At 46.7% G+C, this 21173-nt stretch carries 18 protein-coding genes; 8 read left to right on the top strand and 10 right to left on the bottom strand.

Annotation, left to right across the window (positions count from 1 at the left end):
- Positions 1 to 148: 148 nt before the first annotated feature.
- The gene (locus tag BIT28_RS17135) at positions 149 to 1084 is read right to left on the bottom strand and encodes a LysR family transcriptional regulator (RefSeq protein ID WP_075765919.1); all 936 of its coding nucleotides are present in this window, start codon (positions 1082 to 1084) and stop codon (positions 149 to 151) included.
- 133 nt (positions 1085 to 1217) lie between these two features.
- Between BIT28_RS17135 and BIT28_RS17130 the strand changes: the two genes are divergently transcribed.
- On the top strand, positions 1218 to 2309 hold the full coding sequence (locus BIT28_RS17130; RefSeq protein ID WP_075765917.1) for an efflux RND transporter periplasmic adaptor subunit: 1092 nt from the start codon (positions 1218 to 1220) through the stop codon (positions 2307 to 2309).
- Between the two features lie 3 nt (positions 2310 to 2312).
- Positions 2313 to 5417: an efflux RND transporter permease subunit gene (locus tag BIT28_RS17125; protein WP_075765915.1), complete on the top strand. Its 3105-nt coding sequence runs from the start codon at positions 2313 to 2315 to the stop codon at positions 5415 to 5417.
- Between the two features lie 865 nt (positions 5418 to 6282).
- On the opposite strand, the gene BIT28_RS17120 is transcribed toward BIT28_RS17125, so the two are convergent.
- Positions 6283 to 7386 (bottom strand): DNA alkylation repair protein, encoded by a 1104-nt coding sequence (locus BIT28_RS17120; protein ID WP_075765913.1) that lies wholly within the window; start codon positions 7384 to 7386, stop codon positions 6283 to 6285.
- Between the two features lie 36 nt (positions 7387 to 7422).
- Positions 7423 to 7551, bottom strand: a complete 129-nt coding sequence (locus BIT28_RS30205; RefSeq protein ID WP_281251580.1) for a hypothetical protein — start codon at positions 7549 to 7551, stop codon at positions 7423 to 7425.
- Here BIT28_RS30205 and BIT28_RS30010 point away from each other — a divergent pair.
- Positions 7500 to 7871 (top strand): PhzF family phenazine biosynthesis protein, encoded by a 372-nt coding sequence (locus tag BIT28_RS30010; protein WP_245823732.1) that lies wholly within the window; start codon positions 7500 to 7502, stop codon positions 7869 to 7871. The two genes, BIT28_RS30205 and BIT28_RS30010, sit on opposite strands and share 52 nt — an antisense overlap.
- Here the strand turns inward: BIT28_RS30010 and BIT28_RS17110 are convergent.
- A complete protein-coding gene (locus BIT28_RS17110) occupies positions 7857 to 8312 on the bottom strand; it encodes an HPP family protein (protein WP_075765911.1) in 456 nt (151 codons plus the stop codon). The genes BIT28_RS30010 and BIT28_RS17110 overlap by 15 nt on opposite strands.
- Positions 8313 to 8411: 99 nt before the next feature.
- Between BIT28_RS17110 and BIT28_RS17105 the strand changes: the two genes are divergently transcribed.
- Positions 8412 to 8987, top strand: a complete 576-nt coding sequence (locus BIT28_RS17105; RefSeq protein ID WP_075765909.1) for a TetR/AcrR family transcriptional regulator — start codon at positions 8412 to 8414, stop codon at positions 8985 to 8987.
- A gap of 53 nt (positions 8988 to 9040) precedes the next feature.
- Here the strand turns inward: BIT28_RS17105 and BIT28_RS17100 are convergent, their stop codons facing one another.
- On the bottom strand, positions 9041 to 9343 hold the full coding sequence (locus BIT28_RS17100) for a DUF1330 domain-containing protein (RefSeq protein ID WP_075765907.1): 303 nt from the start codon (positions 9341 to 9343) through the stop codon (positions 9041 to 9043).
- A gap of 160 nt (positions 9344 to 9503) precedes the next feature.
- Between BIT28_RS17100 and BIT28_RS17095 the strand changes: the two genes are divergently transcribed.
- Entirely contained in the window at positions 9504 to 10124 is a 621-nt protein-coding gene (locus BIT28_RS17095) for a LysE family translocator (RefSeq protein WP_075765905.1), read from the top strand.
- 78 nt (positions 10125 to 10202) lie between these two features.
- Here the strand turns inward: BIT28_RS17095 and BIT28_RS17090 are convergent, their stop codons facing one another.
- From BIT28_RS17090 to BIT28_RS17075, 4 genes are all read right to left on the bottom strand, one after another.
- Positions 10203 to 11567, bottom strand: coding sequence for a hypothetical protein (locus BIT28_RS17090; protein WP_075765903.1), 1365 nt, complete (start codon positions 11565 to 11567; stop codon positions 10203 to 10205).
- 152 nt (positions 11568 to 11719) lie between these two features.
- Complete coding sequence (locus tag BIT28_RS17085) at positions 11720 to 12283, bottom strand: ECF-type sigma factor (protein ID WP_075765901.1); 564 nt, start codon at positions 12281 to 12283, stop codon at positions 11720 to 11722.
- 3 nt (positions 12284 to 12286) lie between these two features.
- Complete coding sequence (locus BIT28_RS17080; RefSeq protein WP_075765899.1) at positions 12287 to 13753, bottom strand: chromosome partitioning protein ParA; 1467 nt, start codon at positions 13751 to 13753, stop codon at positions 12287 to 12289.
- A complete protein-coding gene (locus BIT28_RS17075; RefSeq protein ID WP_075765897.1) occupies positions 13750 to 15105 on the bottom strand; it encodes a serine/threonine protein kinase in 1356 nt (451 codons plus the stop codon). Before BIT28_RS17075 ends, BIT28_RS17080 begins: the two co-directional genes overlap by 4 nt.
- 769 nt (positions 15106 to 15874) lie before the next feature.
- On the opposite strand from BIT28_RS17075, the gene BIT28_RS17070 reads away from it, so the two are divergent.
- On the top strand, positions 15875 to 16804 hold the full coding sequence (locus BIT28_RS17070; protein WP_075765895.1) for a carbamate kinase: 930 nt from the start codon (positions 15875 to 15877) through the stop codon (positions 16802 to 16804).
- A gap of 312 nt (positions 16805 to 17116) precedes the next feature.
- Here the strand turns inward: BIT28_RS17070 and BIT28_RS17065 are convergent, their stop codons facing one another.
- Positions 17117 to 17968: a hypothetical protein gene (locus BIT28_RS17065; RefSeq protein ID WP_075765893.1), complete on the bottom strand. Its 852-nt coding sequence runs from the start codon at positions 17966 to 17968 to the stop codon at positions 17117 to 17119.
- 200 nt (positions 17969 to 18168) lie between these two features.
- Here BIT28_RS17065 and BIT28_RS17060 point away from each other — a divergent pair, with 200 nt between their 5' ends.
- Complete coding sequence (locus BIT28_RS17060; RefSeq protein ID WP_075765891.1) at positions 18169 to 19017, top strand: formate/nitrite transporter family protein; 849 nt, start codon at positions 18169 to 18171, stop codon at positions 19015 to 19017.
- A gap of 58 nt (positions 19018 to 19075) precedes the next feature.
- Positions 19076 to 21172 carry a formate dehydrogenase subunit alpha gene (gene fdhF, locus BIT28_RS17055; RefSeq protein WP_245823730.1) on the top strand — a complete coding sequence of 699 codons (2097 nt, stop codon included), beginning with the start codon at positions 19076 to 19078 and terminating at the stop codon, positions 21170 to 21172.
- Position 21173 lies beyond the last annotated feature (1 nt).

The following is a 21173-nucleotide window of genomic DNA, read 5'->3' as shown; positions in this document are numbered from 1 at the left end:
GAGCTTTTCGTAGGGCATAGGAGCAGGTGTGCCTTGGACGTCGTTGAACTTGTGTGCAGGGCAAGACATTCGTTGAGGCTTGCCCTGCCGTTGAAGGGCTTTTTCGTATGTGTTGAGTTCGGGTGGCGCTCTCAGGCTGGCTGAGTTCTTAAATCAATAGCTTGTCTAATACTTCAGAATCCGAGCTGCAGAAGTCAGCGCTGGCTTCCATCTCCGCCAGTGCGAAATCGATAAAGGTTCTGGCTGCGAGTGAGAGGTTGGCAAGTGGCTGATAAACCATCCAGCCGTGGCCGACAAAGGGCTCGATATGGTCGAATAATCGGATTAATTCGCCATGCTCTACATAACGGCTGGCAAGTTGCTCTGGCACATAACTAATGCCCCTGCCAAGGATACAGGCTTCAATGATTAACGGCATGCTGTTCATGATTAGATCGCCGGAAACTTTCTGTAATTCTGGCTCTTTGCCAATGGGGAGACGATCAAGGATATGCCCGTCGGGAAAGCGAAAACGGATGACGTTATGATTATCAAGATCAGCAAACTTTGTCGGCATTCCGTGTGTTTCAATGTAGTCTGGGCTTGCATATAGCCCTAGGTGAGCGGAGATAAACGGGCGGGCGATGAGGTTTGGCTCATCTATCTTTTCACCGATGCGAAACGCCACATCAATGTGATTGTTCACTAAGTTTTTATCCTCTGTGCTGCTGATAACCTCGACAGTGAGTTTCGGATGGCGATCCATAAATTTGAAAATCGTGCTGCCAATGTTGAGCAGGTTGGGTAGAGGCAGTACTTGGATACGTAGATGACCGGTGATTTCTTGCTTAGGTGCTGTTGCTTTTTCAATACTGAGCTCGAGCTGGTTAAGAGCGGATTTGGAGTTTTCGTAAAGAATGTTGCCGGCTTCAGTCAGCAGTATTGAACGATTCTGTCTATGAAATAGTTGCAAATTCAGCTCGTCTTCCAGTCCTTTCAATCGGCGGCTGATACTTGATTTTGGCAAATTAAGTATTTTTGATGCCTTGCTCATACTGCCTGTTTCTACTATCTGATGGAATAGTTTGAGATCTTCTGTCTTCATTGAGTATGCCTAAATCGTATGAAATCGGCGGTTGTACCGAAATCCGGAACCGAGAGTCTTTAATTGTTTTGTATTTATGAACACTCTAGCACGATAGAATTGTTATAGAAATCACAATAATGGAAAGACTTTTATGAAATCGGCCTCTTTGAGTGCTCTCGCTATTTTGATCTCAAGCACTCTTCTTACCGGGTGTGGCTTTGCGGAAAGTGCCGCCCCGCAACAGGATAAAGCGCGCCCGGTAAAGCTCATGACTATCGGAGATGCATCCAGCCAACAGACTCGAATTTTCCCGGCCAGAGTAGCGGCCAGCCAGCAGGCTGACTTGGCATTTCGAATCGGTGGTGAGTTGGTCAACCTAGATCTGATCGAAGGACAAAAGGTGGAAAAGGGCCAGCTATTGGCACAGTTGGATGAGCGTGATGCCAAGAATGCCTTAATGGATGCAGAAGCCAATTATGAACTGGCAGCTGTCGACTTTAAGCGTAAAGAAGAGATCTATAAACGAAAGCTGATCTCGAAGGCAGAATACGATACCGCCAAAGCCACACTAAAGTCAGCCAAGGCGGCATTGGCAATAGCTCGCGATCAGCTTGACTACACACGGCTGACAGCGCCGTTTTCCGGCATTGTCGCCAAGGTTGCGCTGGATAATCACCAGATGATCCAGCCGACACAGGTTGTTTTGTCTCTTCAGGGAGATCAGTTACTGGATGTGCAAATCCAGGTGCCGGAATCCTTGTTGCTGACACTCAATAACAAGGGATTGAGCGAGAAGTACCAACCTCTGGTGCGTTTCGGATCGCGAGATGCACTTTACCCGGTGTCCTATAAAGAGCATGCCAGCAAGGTCAGCCCGGGTACCCAGACTTATGAAGTGGTGTTTAGCCTTGTTCGTCCTGAAAGCCTCAACGTATTGCCGGGAATGAGTGCTGAGCTGTTGCTTGATATGGCAGTGATGAACCAGGAAGCCAGTTCGGTGATCGCTGTGCTGCCGCAGACAGCCATATTCCGAAGTGACGAGACACAGCAAACTAGCGTATGGCGCTACAATGCGGACTCTCACAAGCTGGAGTCCGTCGAGGTTACGCTGGGACAAGTACGTGCACAGGGAATTGAAGTACTGTCAGGCATTACTAAAGGTGATCAGATCGTCGCGGTTGGAGCGAGCGTGTTAAAGCAGGATATGGATGTTAAACCACTTCGTTGGGAGCGGGGCGTATAATCCATGAATATTGCTTATTACAGTATCAAGAACAAAGTGATCAGCTGGATGTTTGTCCTGCTGATGTTAATTGGCGGGGCTGTGTCGTTTACCGGCCTCGGTCAGCTGGAGTTTCCTGAGTTTACCCTCAAAAGTGCGCTGGTAATTACACCATATCCTGGTGCCTCGCCAGAACAGGTCGAAGAAGAGGTGACGCTACCGCTGGAAGATGCCATACAGCAGATGCAGCAGGTAAAGCACATCACATCGATAAACAGTGCAGGGTTGTCTCAAATTGAAGTGGAAATGCAGGAGCGTTACGACGTGACTATGCTGCCGCAAATTTGGGACGAGCTGCGCCGTAAGGTCAATGATGCTGTTGTAAAGTTGCCGCCTGGTGTTGTACCGCCGATGGTCATTGATGATTACTCCGATGTGTTTGGCATTCTGATGAACATCAAGGGCGAAGGATATACCTATCGCGAGCTCGAGAACTATGCTGATTTTCTGCGCCGTGAACTGGTTCTGATTGATGGTGTAAAGAAAGTTTCTGTTGTGGGTGGACCACAAGAGCAGGTCGTTGTTGAGATCAGCCAGCAGAAACTAGCCGCATTGGGGTTGGATCAGAACTACATCTATAGCCTGATCCAGACTCAAAATGTGGTTTCTAACGCCGGTAAGATCCGCATTGGTGATGGCCGAATCCGAATTCATCCGACGGGGGAGTTTTCGGGGGTGAAAGAGATGGAGCGTTTGCTGGTCAGCCCTCCGGGTAGCGGTGACTTGGTTTATCTGGGTGATATCGCCAAGGTCTATAAAACGATAACGGAAACGCCAGATCTGCTGTACCGCAATATGGGAGAGCGCGCACTGTCGCTGGGCATTTCGTTCAGTACCGGAGTAAATGTTGTTGATGTCTCCAAGGCGATAGCCGATAAAATCGAACAGCTGGAAAGTCGTCTGCCGATGGGTATGGCATTGAATACCGTCTATGATCAGGGTGCTGTGGTAGATGTATCGGTCACCGGGTTTCTGGTGAACCTTGGCCAGTCAGTCGCCATTGTTATTGTTATTCTGCTGGTGTTTATGGGGTTGCGCTCCGGGATATTGATGGGAGTAGTATTGCTGTTGACCATCTTCGGCACCTTCATCGTGATGAATGTGCTGGGAATACAGCTGCAAATTATCTCTCTGGGGGCACTGATTATTGCACTCGGGATGTTGGTTGATAATGCCATTGTGGTAACCGAGGGCATTCTGATCGGCTTACAGCGCGGTCAGACTCGATTGGAAGCTGCTGGTGATGTGGTAAAGCAAACCCAGTGGCCGTTGCTTGGCGCGACTGTCATTGCCATCTTGGCGTTTGCGCCAATTGGTCTGTCGCAAGATGCGACCGGTGAGTTCTGTGCGTCATTGTTCAAAGTTCTGTTGATTTCGCTATTTATCAGCTGGATCACTGCGATTACGATTACGCCGTTTTTCTGTTATTTGCTATTTAAAGATGGCAATACCAGCAGCGATGAACCTCAGGATCTGTATAAAGGCTGGTTCTTTAATGCCTACCGAGGCATTTTGAGCTTCGCTATGCGTTTTCGTGTACTGACTATCTCGACTGTGGTTGTCATGTTGGTTGCCGCCTTGTTCGGGATGGGCTATGTCAAAAATGTATTCTTCCCACCGTCTAATACGCCAATTTTCTTTGTGGATGTCTGGATGCAGGAAGGAACAGATTCACGCGGTACAGAAGCGTTTGTCAGTGAGCTAGAAAAGGATTTGATGGCATATGATCAGCAGCATCATATGGGTTTGAAGAACCTGACATCTGTTATTGGACAAGGCTCGCAGCGATTCGTATTACCTTATACGCCTGAAAAGGGGTATACAGCTTATGCGCAACTAATTATTGAAATGGATGATCGGGAATCGCAGGTGGCTGCAATGCCTGGATTAACGGCGTATCTAAAAGATAACTACCCTGAAGCTCATTTCCGGGTCAAGATGCTGGAAAACGGCCCGACACCTGCAGCGAAAATTGAAGCTCGTTTTTACGGAGAAGATCCGAATGTGCTTCGTCAACTTGCTGCGCAGGCAGAAAAAATCATGCGGGATGAGCCGTCTATTACCAATATTCGTCATGACTGGCGTAATCAGGTATCCGTTGTTCGGCCACAATTAAACCTCGCTCAGGCAAGAGAGGTGGGGATCAGCAAGCAAGATCTCGACAATGCATTATTGATTAATTTCAGTGGTAAATCGGTCGGCACATATCGTGAACAGAGCCATTTGATGCCAATTGTTGCCCGTGCGCCGGAGCAGGAGCGCTTGGATGCCGATAGTTTGCTGAAACTTCAGGTATGGAGCACAGAAAACAGTGCATTTGTACCGGTTACGCAGGTGGTCAATGATTTTGCAACTGAATGGGAAAATCCGCTGATCATGCGCCGTGATCGCAAACGAATGATATCTGTTCTTGCTGATCCGGGCTTAGATAGTGGTGAGACGTCTGACTCTGCACTGCGCAAAATTCGCGATAAGGTTGAGGCGATTGCTTTACCGGAAGGCTACGAGTTGGAGTGGGGGGGAGAATATGAAACCTCCCGAGATGCTCAGACGAGTATTTTCAGTTCGTTACCGATGGGGTATCTTGCCATGTTTTTGATCACCGTGGTGCTGTTTAACTCGGTGAGAAAACCATTGGTAATTTGGTTTAATGTGCCGCTGGCAATGATTGGTATTACATCCGGCTTGTTACTGTTTAACGCTCCGCTTAGTTTTATGGCAATTTTAGGTATGTTGAGCTTGAGCGGGATGATCATCAAAAACGGTATCGTATTGGTTGATCAGATCAATGTTGAACTTGCCGAAGGCAAGAGTATGTATGCAGCTGTTTTTGATTCATCGGTAAGTCGTGTTCGTCCTGTTTGTATGGCAGCCAGTACAACAATGCTAGGGATGATTCCATTGTTTTTTGACCCGTTTTTTACCGCAATGGCAGTAACCATTGTATTTGGGTTAGGTTTTGCAACCATTCTAACGCTAGTTGTACTTCCGGTAAGTTACGCAATGATCTTCCGTATACCGAATCAGCACTCGTCAGTGGATGAAAAGTTGGAAATGGCTTCAGTTTAGAAATTAAAAAGAGGGGACAATCCCCTCTTTTTATCGGGGAAGAAAAATGAAGCAAGTAATTATGCCCATTATATTTCGCGTTATAGTCTTTGCTTTCGTTATTATAGTTCCATCCATTGCTGGATTTTGGTTGTCTGGGTATTTGGAGATATATTTTGCAAGTGATATTCCTCAGGTTCAGCTAATTGTTAAGCCTCCGAAGTTTTATCTATAACACCTTATTGGAAACATAATCAAACGGTTGCTTAATATCTGCTTGATGACAGAGATTTTATACACAAACACTTACTTGTTAAGTGTTTGTGTGTTTAAGTTGTTAATATTTAAACGTTTGAATTTGTTCTGATTATTGTTGATGTGTATTTCAATAAGCGTGTTTATGTTCAGCTAAGATTCAATATTATCTCGCTATACTTCTTACCAAGGCTTCATAGGAGCCACTGCTAATTGTTATTGTTATTTCTTTCTTTCTTTCTTTCTTTCTTTCTTTCTTTCTTTGCTGGGCTGGATGCCCAGCTTTTTTTTGCTTGTGATATTCCCCCTAAATACTGTAATGTTGTAAAGGTTATCTAATAAAAGTTAATCATGAAACTTCTTTGAACTATTACTGGTAAAATAGATTAAAAGCTGAAAATAGGTGCTGAAAGGTAGCGTTACTCCAGTTCTTTCATAGTAATGAATTCACAATGGCATCACCAGAAACGCTCATTGCAACTAGGCGTGAGCTATCTTCTGGCTGAAGAGGGAAGGTTCATACTTTGGAAGCCTCAAAGCCTGGCCTGAATGTCTTAATACAGCATAGCCTCTACATAACGTGTGATTATTGAACTTAAAAAGAGAGGCAGGGCTTTTCTCATTTGTTTGGCTATACCATCAGTTCAAACTCCACGCGTTTGTTCTCTTTCCCGTTAAGGATGATAGAAACCTGGTGGGTGCCAATGTAAAGCTTTCTTGTTGTAATTGGCTTGAAGCTCTGCTTTCTCTTTATGTCGTATATCCGGCCAGGTTCAAGTTCTCGCTCACTGATCTTAAAGACTTTACGCGAAAGGTCGCCATTATGTTTTTTGTAGTAAAGTCCGTATTCGAGACGCAGCATTGTCGGTGATACTCCGCGGTTCAACAGTGAAAAGGTAAACTCCAACTGATCGCCAATTTGTACGGCTGGTGTCGTCACCCTAAAATCGAATAACTCAATGTCTGTACTATCAAAGCCGAAGATCTGAAGAACGTCAGGGTTTCCTTGCTTTAACAATGTCCGGCAAGCGTGTTTGATTAGCGCGTCAGTTTCTTTGCTGCTACCTAGCCACTCTTTTGCCCGTGAGATAACGAACTCCGGGTTGTCCTTAGAGATATCGTTGAGGTTGTTGGCAGCGCTTCTTCTGACAACTTCACAGCTGTCATTTTTGAGGTTGTCTAATATAGGCCCGATGGGATTGGGATCCTTTTTCAGGCTCGGCAGGGCCATGGCCCATGGCAGCCTTGGCCTTGCTCCTTCACTGGCAAGCCGTCTCACCTTGTTATTGTCGTGTGTTGACCAGCTGAGCATCTGCTTAAGCATTTTATCTTGGTACTTCACGATGTATGGCCTGACAGCAAATTCGCAGCTGGTAAACTGGGTAACATATTCCAATGCTGCAATTGAATTTTCGTAGTCATCAATCCCATACATAGCGATGTACTCAGGGAAAAACATGTACTCAATGCTTTTCTCCCTGATGCCAGCCGAGCGCAGGTTATCAATGATCTGTTTGATGGTTTCAGCGGCGTCGCCGAAGTCTGCCGGTAGAAAGTGATGAAGAACTGTTGCGGTATGAGTCATTCGCTCTTTTAGTTCGAGTTCGGCAAATGCATCGTTGAATATCAGCGTATTAAATTCCTCCTTGTCAAATACAGGGAGAGTCTGCGCGAGGATCTGTGAAAACTCCTCATAAAAGGATTTTGAATAGATATCTTTGAATAAATTACTCATAACGTCCTGTTGTATTGTTTTTCTTTATCTCGGCGCTTAGCCATCTTCGAAGCGCTTTGTTTCGGCAAAGCTGGCAGAGCAGACTAACCAATAGCTCGATTGCATGCTAACCGGTGGGCCGACTTTTTCCAGAAAGCCTGCTTCGAGGTCGTTTTCGATTAGCATCGTTCGGCCTGTCAGAAACGGCTTTTGTATCTCAATCGGATGTAGCAGATTTTAAGTTAGCTTTTTTCACTCCTAACCGGCGTATTGCACACTGTGGCCATGCCACGATCGCCACCTTTTCCTGCCTCACCCAGCCAGATTTCAGTAGAGCTAATTATCGAGAATGCCCAGGTCAAAGGGCTCATGGCAGGAGCCTATGGCAAAGTAATAGAGCAGATGGATATTACTCTTTAGCCAGCACCTTCACGCAATCAGTTTGCTCAAAGCAAACTGATTGCGTGCTACGTCCGTTTATCCGCAGCCGCTTAGGCTGCTTTTAAATACGCTTCGCGTACTTTATTTAATACCAGACCCAGGCAGACGATCGCGCTGGCGCCGATTAATACCGGCGTTATCAAAAAAGGCCAGCTTTGCCCGGTTAACATGATAAGCATAGGGTTTGCGCCAGCTGGCGGGTGGGTGGTCCTTGTTAGCAGCATTGTGGTGATAGCAAGTCCTGTTGCAAATGCCAGAGACCACGGATACACGCCAATAAACTCAACAAAAAATACACCGATAAGGGCTGTTAGAAAGTGTCCGGCTATAACATTTTTAGCCTTGGCAAGGGGACTATCGGGCAGGCCGAATACCAACACGGCGGTTGCACCAAACGGAGCCATTAACCATAGCCCGGTATGAGTCAGGCTATCGAGATAGGACAGGATGCCGATAGCCAGTGTGGCGGCGATACCTGCTGCAACCGGAAATTGAACCTTGTTCATGCTTGTTCCTTAATCTGATTGGGAGACAGAGTTGTCTACCTGTCAGGGTAGACAACTCTGTCTCCTTGTGTCAATCTGTTTCTAAACAGGAGTTGCAAGATGAATGAAAAGAAATTGTTGCTGGTTAAAACGGCTTTGCGCCTTTTTTACTCTGCAGGGGTCAATTCGGTGGGTATCAACGAAGTGTTAAAAGAGTCGGGAGTGGCGAAGAAAACCCTCTATAACCACTTTGCCAGCAAAGAAGAGTTGGTAATGGCAACGCTGCAATATCGGGATGATATTTTTTATCACTGGGTAAAATCGTGTTTAGACAGTGAGATGTCCGTTAAGCAGTCCGTCATTGCTTTGTTCTCTGGGCTGGATGATTGGTTTAATGATCGGGTCACTGAACTTGATGAATTCAAAGGTTGCTTTTTCATTAACACAGCAGCTGAATTTAGTGATCCGAAATCGGCTGTCAGAGCGTACTGTCTGCAACACAAAGAAAAACTTCGAGAGCTGATAAGACTGAAGGTTAGGGTACTAACTCTCGAGCCTGCCAAAGAGATGCTGCTGGTTGATACGATTTGCCTGTTAAAAGAAGGGGCGATAGTTTCTGCGTTTGTCGGTGGTGACAAAGAGGCAGCGTCGAAGTGTATTCCAACGGTTTCAACGCTGATTGATTTAGAGTGCTAAGATAACCCGCCGACGGATACGACGAGCGGGAATTACCGTTAAAAATTTCGAGCTTACTTTTCATAGCTCGAAATTATCGTTGTACTTTTCACCGAACTTTCAAAGTAACGTGTTTTAACGTTTAGGTACTCTGCATCAGAAAAAAAAGCTTCCATGTTCGTTTGATTAGGGAAGTTGATTGTAAAGACGCGATTAATGTCGTTGCTCTCGATTTCAGATTGCAGGACTTCTGAAACTTTGAAGTCATAGCCGAAGCGACCGCCAAATTGTGACAGGATCGGTTTCATTGCGGTTCTGTATTCTTGATATCGGCGATCATTAATAACATTAAGGCCGACTAACAGTTCATAAGACATCTTATTTTCCCTAAAGCAGATATTTGTTGAATGCCCGTTCAAAATGCCTTTTCTGCTATCAATATGCAAGGGCTATTGACTAGTCGGTAATCAATTATTGCTTTGGCATTTGTCTGACTAATGTGTAGACTGTTTTTTTCCCATTTTTGTACCGAGCCTCATGGATCCTTCTGTCTTATTAATATTTATTCCCACTTTCTTTGCCGTGTCTGCGACCCCGGGACTCTGTATGACGCTAGCGATGACATTGGGTATGACCATCGGTGTGCGTCGAAGTTTGTGGATGATGGTCGGTGAGCTTGCTGGTGTGGGGCTAGTTTCTCTGTCTGCCCTGGTGGGGGTTGCCACTGTGTTGCTGGCTCGGCCTAACCTTTTTCTGGCACTGAAGTATCTGGGCGGCGCTTATTTGCTCTATCTGGGGATCCAGATGTGGCGATCTCGAGGGAAGATGGCCATTCCGTCCGATTTGGATACTCAGGTAAGCGTCAAGCCGCTTTCTTTGGTCACTCAGGGCTTCGTCACGGCCATTGCCAATCCGAAAGCCTGGGCATTTATGATTTCCCTTTTGCCACCGTTTATTGATGCGAGTCTGCCACTTCAGCCACAAGCAACTGTTTTGATCGGCGTGATTTTGTTTTTTGAATTGATTTGCATGTTGCTATACGCTGCAGGAGGCCGGACTTTGCGCGGCCTGTTACAGCAACGCGGTAATGTCATGCTAATGAACCGAATTGCCGGAAGCTTGATGATGGGGGTCAGTGTCTGGCTGGTGATGGGCTAATGTTGATGCAAGAAAGCCCCTGTGAAGGCCTTACGGCATCATCAAGGGCTCATTATAGTGTTAGTATCTACCGCGTTATTATTGTGCTAGCGAATACCACTCATCATACAGGCTGACAGCCAAGTCTTGGTTATCGGTGAAGAAGTACGGAATACTCTCGTTTGATGTGCCTTCATAGAAAACAGTGAAGTCATCGTTGATAAGAGTGGTTGGCTGGATCACCCAGTCATCTCCATCCATGACACCTTTAATGACCATTTGGCCTGCATCAGAAATTGACCAGTCTTGTTGTCTGGTTTCACCGTCTTCAATCACATTCACGACATTTTCTGTGGCATCAAACTTCAGGGTTACGAACGTCGGTCTGGCTTTGCTGGTCGTTGAGTCGTCCCACAGGTGGTAGAGTGTTTTGCCCTTGAACATGGCTTCTGTTGCATCTTTCGCGGTAAAACCATTGTCAATATCGGTCTCGGTGTAGAAGATCATGTCGTTATCAGACGTGACAACCATGGTGAAGGCATCACTCATATAGATAACTTCGTCCAGCCCGTCGCCGCCTTTGAAGCCATTGGTGGTATAGGTGATTGGCCACTCTTCGATAACTTTGCCGTTGTCATCGAGGTCGTGAACTTCTGTGTCGGTAAAGGTTGCGGTAACCAGGCCTTCACGCTTGAAGTATGACTCGTTGGTACTGACAGAGTAGAACGTTTTGCCTGTAAAGTGTTCTTTGACTGTAGGCGGCATCGGAATTTGGCTTGCACTTCCGCTGTCATCAAAAGAAATAAGCACATCATCCAGCTCATCACCGTTGTTGATGGCAGTATCTACTACAGTGATGATGTCGTTTGACTTGGTAATTAGTTTGTCAGATTCGTTCTGAGACTCTGAGATAGTGCTGCCTAGTTCCAGGGTAAGAGAGCGGGCAACGGCATGGACCTTTTTCGCTTCTTCTGCGACATCTGTGTCGGCCTTGCTAGCCACATAGTCACCTGAGATCACTTCTTCTGGCAAGTTCAGTTTGGCTGCTAGCTCAGGCAGAGACAAGTTCTCGATGGCTGCGAGTGTGGTGAATGGAGTAACAACTTTAGAGCCTGCCTCGGCAGTCATCTCGACGGTTTGAGTAAGACGTCCGCCTTTGTCGGTATCGTACGTTTTACCGGCGATGGCTCTAATGATCACAGGGAATTGGGTGTCTGCGGCACTGATTGTGACTTCACCCTTGGCATCGGTCAGGGCAGAAAGTTTTTCTCCCGAATCAGCAATACCATTTTTGTTGCGATCGACATATACCTCAGCGCCGACCAGGTAGCCATCGATGGCTTTGATGACTGCATCAGTAGCTTCGACCGGCGCTGTATTGCCGTTTCCTGAGTTACTGTCGCTGCCACCGCAACCAGTGAGGGCCAAAGCTACAGACGCTGCAAGTAAACCGATTTTTTTCATTATGTAATTCCCTTATAGATCCGTACCGGATAGATATTGGTGTGTTGTTATAAGGGAAAAATACTAATGGGACGCAGGACTGACAAGGGACGGAAAAAAGGCAAAAAACCGCAAATTTTTGCCTAATTTTTTTATTGAATATACAAACCGGACTAAGCCATTTTAGCCTGAAGCCAGCTGCGAGAAAATTTGAGGTCTTTTTCGATTAAGCTACTGCTGCATTTGAGAAGTTCGCTGATCTCCTGGTTTCTCAAGCCTAATAAATACTTCAGCTTCAATGCTTCCGACTGCCTTGGGTAGTGCAGGCTGAAGGTATCTAGCATTTTGTTCATACTCAGCAGCTGCTCAATCTTATCGTCATCTGGTTGATGGACCACGGTTACTTGCTGTCTTTTTTTGGCGTTCAGCGTGCGGGCATGATCGATCAGGATTTGACGCATGACTTTGGCCGCCATCAGATAAAACTGGCGGCGGTTCTCTATCAGCGACAAGTCTGTCCCTTCCAGTTTGAGGTAGGCATCGTGGATCAGGGCGGTGGTGTTATTGATGCAGTCGCTAAGTACCTGATTGCTTTCTCCATATTTTTTTGCACTTCGGGCGCGCTCCTGCTGGGCAATTGCCCGTAGTTGCAAATAGGCAAATTGGTACAGCTCGGCTTCTGCTTGTTTGTCACCTGAATGCCACTGCTGGATGATTTGCGTGATTTGTTGACTCATGAACTATGACTCTTGATGGTGGTATTTTTTCAGCTCGGTGATTTGGTGGGTTTGCGCCTGTTGCTTGCCCTCTTTGTCGATCACTATATGTTGCTGCAATCGGTAAAGCACTCCCTGATCCCAGTTAGGGCCGCTTGGCAGGTATTCCCAACTGGTGTAGCGGGGGGTTGATGCCTCGTCATACCATTTTACCGGTGCATTGAGCTGGGCAAGGCTTGCCTTGGTGTTGTTCGGTGCCAGCCACCACATATCGGCATGTTGCCTGGTTACGTTGTCACGGTAGGCGCTCTGGCTTGTTGGACACTCAGTACCACTGGCTTCTGCTGAAAAGATTGCGTCGGGCATGATCCAGAGACATTGATTCGAGACATCACTGTTATTGCTGTAGTGGGTTTCGAGCCAGATCCCTTCGAAGTCGATAGATTGGTTGCTTTTATTATCATAGGTGAACCATATGTACTCGGCCTGGTTGGTGTGTGGCACAGTATCTTTCGGGCCCAGCCCCTGATTTTTCTGCATTAGCAGACGGGTATGGGGATCATAGTTAATCGCGACAGTACGGTATTTCCAGTCTCCTTCATCGTCATAGTCATCAATCGAGAAACCGTTGAGATCTGAGCGAGTGCAGCCATTGGCGGCACAGCCGATGAGTCCGTCCCATCCTTCAAAAACGGAGATTGGCTCGAACATTATCTCCTTGTAGCGGCGGCTATAGTTGAGCTCGCAGCTAGGCACTGAATTATCGGTACTGCCAAAGTAATCGCCTACATCCGGGTATTCGTATATCCCTTTGGGAGTGATCATATAGGTCATACTGCCTATAGGGCCGAAATACTCGGGTGTCGCCTTTCTCGCGACGTCAAAGAAGCATAGATTTCCCTGCCAATCGCGTCTTTTAATAATGATGTTCTTATATTTCACGTTCATTGGATGCAGGATTACATCTTTAGATGTGAAGTTCTCCTCGATATAGGACTGGCTTTCATTCAAGTGCTGAGCCGCTTCTTTGACGGAGACCAGCTCTAGTCCAAGTACCTCTCGGGAGGTGTCTAGCGCCTGTAAGTTAATCTGTTTGAGCCGCTGCTGAAAGTCAGGGTCGGAGAGTGCTTTGCTAACCAGATGGATCTCTTCGCGATTCTCCGGGGTACTGTCAAGGGATAACAGTAACCTTGTCATGTTCACACTGCGGCTTGGAGTCGTCGCAGCCAGTGTCGGTGTAATCACCTCCTGGCCCGACAGGGTCGCAAGCGGAAAGGATGTGTCGTCATTGCCGATAAAGAAAGTGATCACATCACCTGTGTTGTATTTGAACGCCCCTTTTTCGGTAAAGCCCTGGTAGTTGGAGCTGGTTTTATAGTAGAGGCCGGTCACCGGGGCATCGATAAAATACCCTGTCTGCAGCTCAGGGGCTGCGAGCGCTGTGTGACAAGCGAGCGCCAAGCCTGTAACCGTCAAAGTCCGTTTAATCACTGTTCTTTACCTTCTGTTGTTATTTGTGTGCAGGCAGGATGGCAGTCTTCGGTCACCCGGCTTTTATCCGGAACCGGAGTCATCATGGCCAGCAGCATCTTTTGTTTTATGTGTTGGGGCAGATCGGGGTTAGACAGTATCCGTCTACGGGTCAGCTCCAGCATGTTCTGTACTGACATATATTTGTTAACGTCTCCCTTGCTGTGGAACAGCAAGCTGGTGACTTCGAACATCATGTTCTCTGCGATTGTCTTTTCCTGTTCGAGCTGATGGTTTTTTTGGATTAGGGCCGCGGAAAATACCATTGCACACAAGAGCAGACTGAGGCTGAGGGCCGATGATACGGGCCGTCGCTGGAGCAGCTTTTTTGCCACATAGAAAGGCTGATGCGCTTTCAGGCTTACGGGTCTCTTTGTGAGAATACACTCGATATCTGTCATGAGCTCGATGACAGAGGCATATCGCTTGTCGGCAAGAGGCTGGGTGGCTTTATTAATCACCGCCTTTAAATCCGAGTAGGCAGGTTGCTCACCAATCATAAACAGCAGTAGCTTGCCGAGAGAATACACATCACTCTGCTGGGTGAGATATGTTCCTTCTTTCTGCTCCGGGCTGGCAAAGTCTTCACTGAATGCCAAGATGGGCGAGGTTGCAGAAGGAGATAAGTGCTGTTTCTGAGTAATATTGAAATCGAGCACTTTAGGTGCAAGAACTTCATCAATTAGCACATTTTCCGGCTTGATATCAGCATGAAGAATTTGGTTTTGGTGGGCATGGGATATCGCCTGGCATATTTGGACAAACAGTTTTAGTCGCTGTTGAATGCTTAAAGGTTGTGAGTTGATCACTTCACGCAGAGTCTGGCCTTTGACCATTTCCATAACGACATAGACATAGCCCTGATGTTCACCACCATCGAACACTTTCGCCACATACGGATGATTGAGCCTTGCCAGCAGTTGTGCTTCCTGAAATAGGAAAGCCTTACCGAGTACTTGAGTCAAAGAAGGCTGGATAAATTTGATAGCAAGCTGCTGGTCGAAGGTATCGTCGCAACGTTCGGCGGCATAGACAATGCCCATACCGCCACGGCCTATTTCATCCTGAACCTTGTATTTATCAATATGGAGATGAGAAAAACACACTTCGTCAGAAACGGCTTGCTGGGCATGAAAGCCAAATAGCTCGGTAAGTTGTCCGCTCTCCTGCGAGTCAGCTTCGAGCAGAGGCTGAATCTTATGGTATAGCTCGGGATCTTCGCGCTTGAGTTCACTGAGATAGTGTTGCTGTTCCTCTTCAGTGAGATCCAGCAAGTCATAGAAGAGTTCTGTTGTACTGAGGTTAGGTTCCAAGGTATTGATAGTTTTATTAATTCATACGCCCTTGGTTATATAAAAAAGTCATAGCATTGGCAACAGTTATTTAATTTATTCATGTGTTCATACCCAAGCTACCTCAAAATGCTCGTTTCAGCGAGAATTACTTGGCTTGTAGGCTAGGCACCGATTTGAAAATCTAGTGGCTCTAAATTAATAATCGGTAACAACGAATAGAAGCCAAGTAAACTCGCCCTTTGGGAGTGAACCAGCGCACCCATTTCTGTGTCAAATAACGTTGAAAGGGAATACCATTCCTACCGTCATTTTCCTTGAACTGAGCACGCTGGTCTCACTCTGAATCCTGCATCTTGAGGTAGCTTGGGTATAGCTATAAATTGGGGCGATTAGGTCTCTAGGTGTTCATCCAGTACAGAATGTTATTTCAACAGAACTTATTGTGATCAGCCTATCATTATTGAATAAAAGCTAGCCGATGGCGTTTTTTATTTGTTGAGAGAATATTCACTATTGACGAATCATTCGCAAGAAAATGACTTTAACAGGCAGATTATTTGAAAAAGAACGGATATTTAATCGAATAATGAATAAATGAACAGTTAACAAACCATATCTAGTGAAATAGTATTTTGATACTTATCACATAACCCGTATAATTTTTCACATACTATATCGACACTTTCACTTCTTCGTTGAAAGTATTATTTGATACAAATATAAAATTACTTAGCTTTATTAAAATCAAAAAATAATAATCACTCCATAACATAGGAGGTACGATCATATGCGTATAGTATTAGCACTAGGTGGTAACGCATTGCTTGCTCGAGGCCAGGCATTAACTGCTGAAAACCAAAGAATTAATATAAAAAAGTCTGCAGCCAGTATTGCGGCTATTGCAAAAGAACATGAAATAGTGGTTGTTCACGGTAATGGGCCGCAAGTGGGTTTATTAATGGAGCAGAATGCGGCTTACCAGGAATACTCCCCAGAAACGACGCCTTATCCTATGGATGTATTAGGCTCGCAAACTTGCGGAATGGTGGGTTATATGTTGCAGCAGGAGCTGCGTAATATCGACTCCTCGCTTGATATCGCAACGTTAATCACACAGACAGAAGTTAGCAAAGATGATCCTGCATTTGCTAATCCGACAAAGTTTGTTGGCCCTGTCTATACAGAAGAACGCGCAAAAGAAATGATGGCTGACTCTGACTTGGTCTTTAAAGCCGATGGAGAGTACTTCCGCCGTGTTGTTCCGTCTCCGATGCCAAAAGACATTGTAGAGCTCAAGCAAGTTGAGACCTTGCTAAAAGCGGACAACTTGGTTGTGGCCTGCGGTGGTGGCGGAGTGCCTGTTTGCTTCGAGCAAGGGCAAAGTGTCGGTGTGGAATGTGTTATAGATAAGGACCTGACTGCTGAACTATTGGCAGAGAAACTGGATGCCGATTTATTTATTATTCTGACTGACGGTTCAATTTACCGTAACTATGGAAAAGAAGATCAGGCCGAAATGAAGCAGGCAACACCTGCTGGCCTGGCTGAATTTAATTTCCCAGCCGGATCAATGGGGCCAAAAATTGAAGCAGTATGTAAATTTGTCGAAACCGGATTGGGTAACGCTGCTATCGGTTCACTTTTTGAATTAGATAAAATTGTTACTAATGAAGCAGGCACCTTAGTTACTAAGGGTGAAGGAATTATCTACTACTAATTCTGAGCGTTATTTCCCATTAAAACGTTGTCTTTCACAATAACCTTCAGGTTTTTAATCTGAAGGTTATTGCTATTTGTTGTTCAATTATTATGTGTTTTTTGTGCACGAGGAAAGACTAAAAAATTTTCGATATAATCCCAGAGTAAAACTTCTGATACTAGTATGAAATATCAATCTCTCAGCATTTCTTCCAGATAGGAGATTAATATGATAGATTTAATTACGCTTATTGAAGGTGAAGGTTGATAATGTTATTTATATTAAGTGCTTATTTATTCTTTTTTAACCTTGCTTAATGAATCGATTAACTTAACCACACACAAACCACGAGTTCACGGCGGCTGTTATATAAGCCATCCGGTGCCACTCCAATTGCTCCAACGTCGGTGCCGTTCTTATGTCACCTTTCAGCTTCGCCGTTGCGGCAACCTTAACCAAGCCATTGCCGACGCTATGAACCGTACCCAGGTAGGTGTAGCCGATGGCGGAATCTTTAGGCCGGTTATAGAGGCAGACGACCGAACCTATGTTGGTATAGATATACTCGCTCTCTTCATTCCAAAGATCTGTTGCAACGGGCTCTTTTATTGGCTGAGGGATTTGCCCGACTTCAGGTGGGGTGAGCAGTTTTCGGTACGGGGAGTAGGGTTGGTAGCCTAGGATCTTGGCGGCGTCATACCACTCATCCGGGCTTGCCTCAGTATTTTCAATGACCTTCAAGGTAACAAATGGCCCGTCGAGGCATAGATCTGCCCACAGTGCGGTGCTGGATATTCTTGAATAGAAGATCGGTCGCTCATCGACAGAATTGGGATTATAGACACACCATGTACCTGTATCCTGATGAATAAGATCGCCGACGTTGGCGTCACAAACCCGTTTTGTCAGTTGGTGGAATTCCTGGATATCGTTGTTAGCTTCCTGCTGGCTGTTGGCGCAATACCTATAAGTAAATGAGAACGCACTCTTGGGGTAGAACAGTCCCTTATCCACAACCGCACCATTTCTACGTGTATCGTTAAGCGCGATGAAGCTCTGGGTTGAGTCATGAAATCGATATTCACTGGAGCTGAAAAATGACTCTGATGTTGAGCTACAGCCAATAACGAAAAAAGCTGTTATAAGACCGAGGATGCTGGACTGAAATTGGCGGACATGCATATACAACGATACCTGTAACCACTATGCCGAATAAAGTTAAGTATATAGTGCGAACCAAAGTTGCAAGCAAAAAACCGCGATGGATGTCTCTCAATATTAAGCAATGAGTGAAGGCAGATAGTAGCTAAACTGGATAAAGCCACCTTACAGGTGGCAGGGCTATTTCTGCGTGGACGCATTTTTGATGCTTAGGAGCCAGCATGGCAGATATATACGGTTTTGATGCTTTTTCCCCGAAGCAGATTGCTGAGAAAGTCGATAATATTGGGGTGGCTAAAGCACGGTTGCCACTTCTGTCGATGGTAATGCTCGGGATCCTCGCCGGTGCCTATATTGGTCTGGGCGCACTGTATTTTACTCTGGTTAAATCTGAGCCCGGTTTTGGCTTTGCCACCGGGCAAGTGCTGGGCGGGGTGTCATTTTCGCTTGGCCTGTTGCTGGTTGTTGTGGCTGGTGCCGAACTGTTTACCGGGAACAACCTACTGGCGATGGCCTGGGCGGATAAAAAAATAACCACAGCAGAGCTGCTTCATAACTGGCTGGTTGTCTGTGCGGCAAACTTTATTGGTGCCTTTGGCCTAGCTGTGTTGGTTTTCCTGTCGGGCCATACCGAGTTGAATCAGGGAGCGATAGCCGATCAGTATCTAAAAATAGCTGAAGCAAAGTGCAATTTACCGTTTTGGACGGCTTTCTTCCGTGGCGTATTGTGTAATGTACTGGTTTGCATGGCAGTCTGGATGGCACTTGCCGGACGTAGCGTGATCGACAAGGCGGTGGCTATTGTTTTTCCTATATCGGCTTTTGTTGCTGCCGGGTTTGAACACAGCATTGCCAACATGTATTTCATCCCTTTGGCGATGTTAATCAAGGCATTGGGTGATACCGGGGCCGCCACTGTGGCCGAGTCGGTGACCTGGCTGGGCTTTATCGGCAACCTGATCCCAGTGATCCTCGGTAACCTGGTCGGTGGCAGCGTGTTGGTTGGTTTTGTCTATCATATTATCTACTTGCGGGAGCAGCCAGCGTCCAGACCGGAAGATAAGCAATAAAGCATCATGTTGGTAAGCGGTTGCTATACTCAGACCAATACCGGACACGCACTGTGTAATGACTATGACTGCCTCGATTGTAAAAACCATCTGTCCGTTCTGCGGAGTGGGCTGTGGTATCTGCCTTAAGCTCGATGAACGACAGAAATTAGTTGGTGTTGAACCGCAGCTCAGCCATCCCATAAGCCGCGGTAAACTTTGTGATAAAGGCTGGAGTACCGCTTACGCTATTGATCCCGAGAATCGAATTACTCAGCCTCTGAAGCGCATCAAAGATAAATTCCGGCCAATTAGCTGGGATGAGGCTTTGTTGTCGATAGGTGATTCCCTTAAAGCCATTTTAGATGAAGCCGGGCCCGAAGTGGTCGGGGTAATTTCCAGTGCCCGTGCAACCAATGAAGATAACTATGCGGCGCAGAAGTTTGCCCGTGCAGTATTGAAAACCAACAATATTGATCACTGCGCGCGGATCTGCCATAGCCCGACGGTTGCTGGCTTGAAACAGACACTGGGCTCTGGGGCGATGACCAATAGTGCGAGTGATATTTATAAAACGGATTTGATCGTGGTGATCGGTGCCGATCCGACGGAAAACCATAGCATTCTTGGCGGCCACATTGTCGATGCCCAGCGGAAAGGCGCGCAGCTAATTGTTATTGATCCCAGGGTTACGCGGTTGGCAAAAGTCGCGGATATCCATGTGCAGCTCAAACCCGGTAGTAATATCGCTCTTATCAATGCCATGCTGCACACCATCATTGCTCAGCAATGGCACAACCAGTCTTTTATTGATGCACGCTGTGAAGGTTTTGAGGCGTTGACAAGTAATGTCGAGCAAGTGACGCCGGAATCTGTCGAGTCGATTACTGGCGTTAGTGCCGAGCTAGTCCGTCAGGTTGCCAAAGCATATAGTCAGGCCAACAGTGCGATGATCATGTACGGGATGGGTATTACCCAGTTTGTCAGTGGAACCCAGAACGTGATTGCTCTTGCTAATTTGGCCCTGGTGTGTGGACAGATGGGCCGCCCCGGAACGGGCATTAATCCATTGCGAGGTCAGAATAATGTGCAGGGTGCCTGCGATATGGGTTGCTTGCCTAATGTGTATCCCGGTTATCAGGATGCCACCGCTCCTGAAGTTCAGAGTAAATTTGCCAAGAGCTGGGGAGAAGAGGTTGCAAGCAAGCCGGGTTTAACCTCGCTCGGTATGACGAAGGCGACACTGTCTGGTGATTTTCGTGGATTGATTCTGTTTGGAGAAGATCCCGTTGTGACCGATCCGGATCAGAACCATGTTAAGGCGTCGCTAAAGGCACTGGACCTGCTGGTTGTTGCCGAGCTGACCATGACCGAAACCGCCAAGCTGGCTGATTTTGTTTTGCCTGCGGCCTCGTTTGCCGAGAAAGCGGGTACTTTCACCAACTGCGAGCGACGTGTACAGCGAATATCGCAAGTACTGGCTCCTCCCGGTGCTGCGAAGAGCGACTGGCAGTGGTTAAAAGCCCTGGCTGAACAACTGGGTAGTCAGCAATTGAGCTGGGAGACAAGCGAGCAGGTATTTGACGAGATGGCAACGTTGACGCCAGCCTATCAGGGGATGACTTACGCAGGGCTGGATCGGCATCAGGGATTACAGTGGCCTTGTAATCAGGACGCGCCGATGGGGACGGAAATACTGCATCGCGACAGCTTTCCCATTGGAAAGGCCAAGTTATTGCCCGTTCGCTATATTGACATTGACGAGCCTGCCGATGAGCAGTTTCCACTTGTGCTGACCACCAACCGTCTGCATTTTCATTATGGCTGCGGATCGATGACACGTAAGTCGCCATTGCTGGAGAGAGAAACGCCTGCGGGCGTGTTGTTTATTAATCCGCATGATGCGAAAGCGCTTCAACTCCAGCGCTATTCGCCAATAGGGGTTCGCTCCCGTCGCGGGTATCTGGAGACGCGTGCCATGATAACGGATGATGTGCCGCCGGGCTTAGTCAGCATGCCTTACCACTTTAAGGAAGCCCCTTCGAATCAGTTAACAAATACGGCTCAGGATCCTATTACCAAAATGCCCGAGCTGAAAGCCTGTGCCGTGTCGGTCTTTCCGCTTCCACCTAACCAAGCCCCCAAAACTGTTCAGCAATTATGGGAGGAAAAGTAGG

Source organism: Photobacterium proteolyticum (assembly GCF_001939735.1).
Taxonomy (GTDB): domain Bacteria; phylum Pseudomonadota; class Gammaproteobacteria; order Enterobacterales; family Vibrionaceae; genus Photobacterium; species Photobacterium proteolyticum.
This window is presented reverse-complemented; position numbering and strand designations above follow the sequence as displayed.

Coding starts and splice junctions, on each gene's coding strand:
- BIT28_RS17125 (WP_075765915.1), top strand. CDS start 2,313: ATGAATATTGCTTATTACAGTATCAAGAACAAAGTGATCAGCTGGATG.
- BIT28_RS17110 (WP_075765911.1), bottom strand. CDS start 8,312: ATGAACAAGGTTCAATTTCCGGTTGCAGCAGGTATCGCCGCCACACTG.
- BIT28_RS17060 (WP_075765891.1), top strand. CDS start 18,169: ATGGCAGATATATACGGTTTTGATGCTTTTTCCCCGAAGCAGATTGCT.
- BIT28_RS17070 (WP_075765895.1), top strand. CDS start 15,875: ATGCGTATAGTATTAGCACTAGGTGGTAACGCATTGCTTGCTCGAGGC.
- BIT28_RS17065 (WP_075765893.1), bottom strand. CDS start 17,968: ATGCATGTCCGCCAATTTCAGTCCAGCATCCTCGGTCTTATAACAGCT.
- BIT28_RS17130 (WP_075765917.1), top strand. CDS start 1,218: ATGAAATCGGCCTCTTTGAGTGCTCTCGCTATTTTGATCTCAAGCACT.
- BIT28_RS17090 (WP_075765903.1), bottom strand. CDS start 11,567: ATGAAAAAAATCGGTTTACTTGCAGCGTCTGTAGCTTTGGCCCTCACT.
- BIT28_RS17085 (WP_075765901.1), bottom strand. CDS start 12,283: ATGAGTCAACAAATCACGCAAATCATCCAGCAGTGGCATTCAGGTGAC.
- BIT28_RS17100 (WP_075765907.1), bottom strand. CDS start 9,343: ATGTCTTATGAACTGTTAGTCGGCCTTAATGTTATTAATGATCGCCGA.
- BIT28_RS30205 (WP_281251580.1), bottom strand. CDS start 7,551: ATGCTAATCGAAAACGACCTCGAAGCAGGCTTTCTGGAAAAAGTCGGC.
- BIT28_RS17120 (WP_075765913.1), bottom strand. CDS start 7,386: ATGAGTAATTTATTCAAAGATATCTATTCAAAATCCTTTTATGAGGAG.
- BIT28_RS17105 (WP_075765909.1), top strand. CDS start 8,412: ATGAATGAAAAGAAATTGTTGCTGGTTAAAACGGCTTTGCGCCTTTTT.
- BIT28_RS17135 (WP_075765919.1), bottom strand. CDS start 1,084: ATGAAGACAGAAGATCTCAAACTATTCCATCAGATAGTAGAAACAGGC.
- BIT28_RS17095 (WP_075765905.1), top strand. CDS start 9,504: ATGGATCCTTCTGTCTTATTAATATTTATTCCCACTTTCTTTGCCGTG.
- fdhF (WP_245823730.1), top strand. CDS start 19,076: ATGACTATGACTGCCTCGATTGTAAAAACCATCTGTCCGTTCTGCGGA.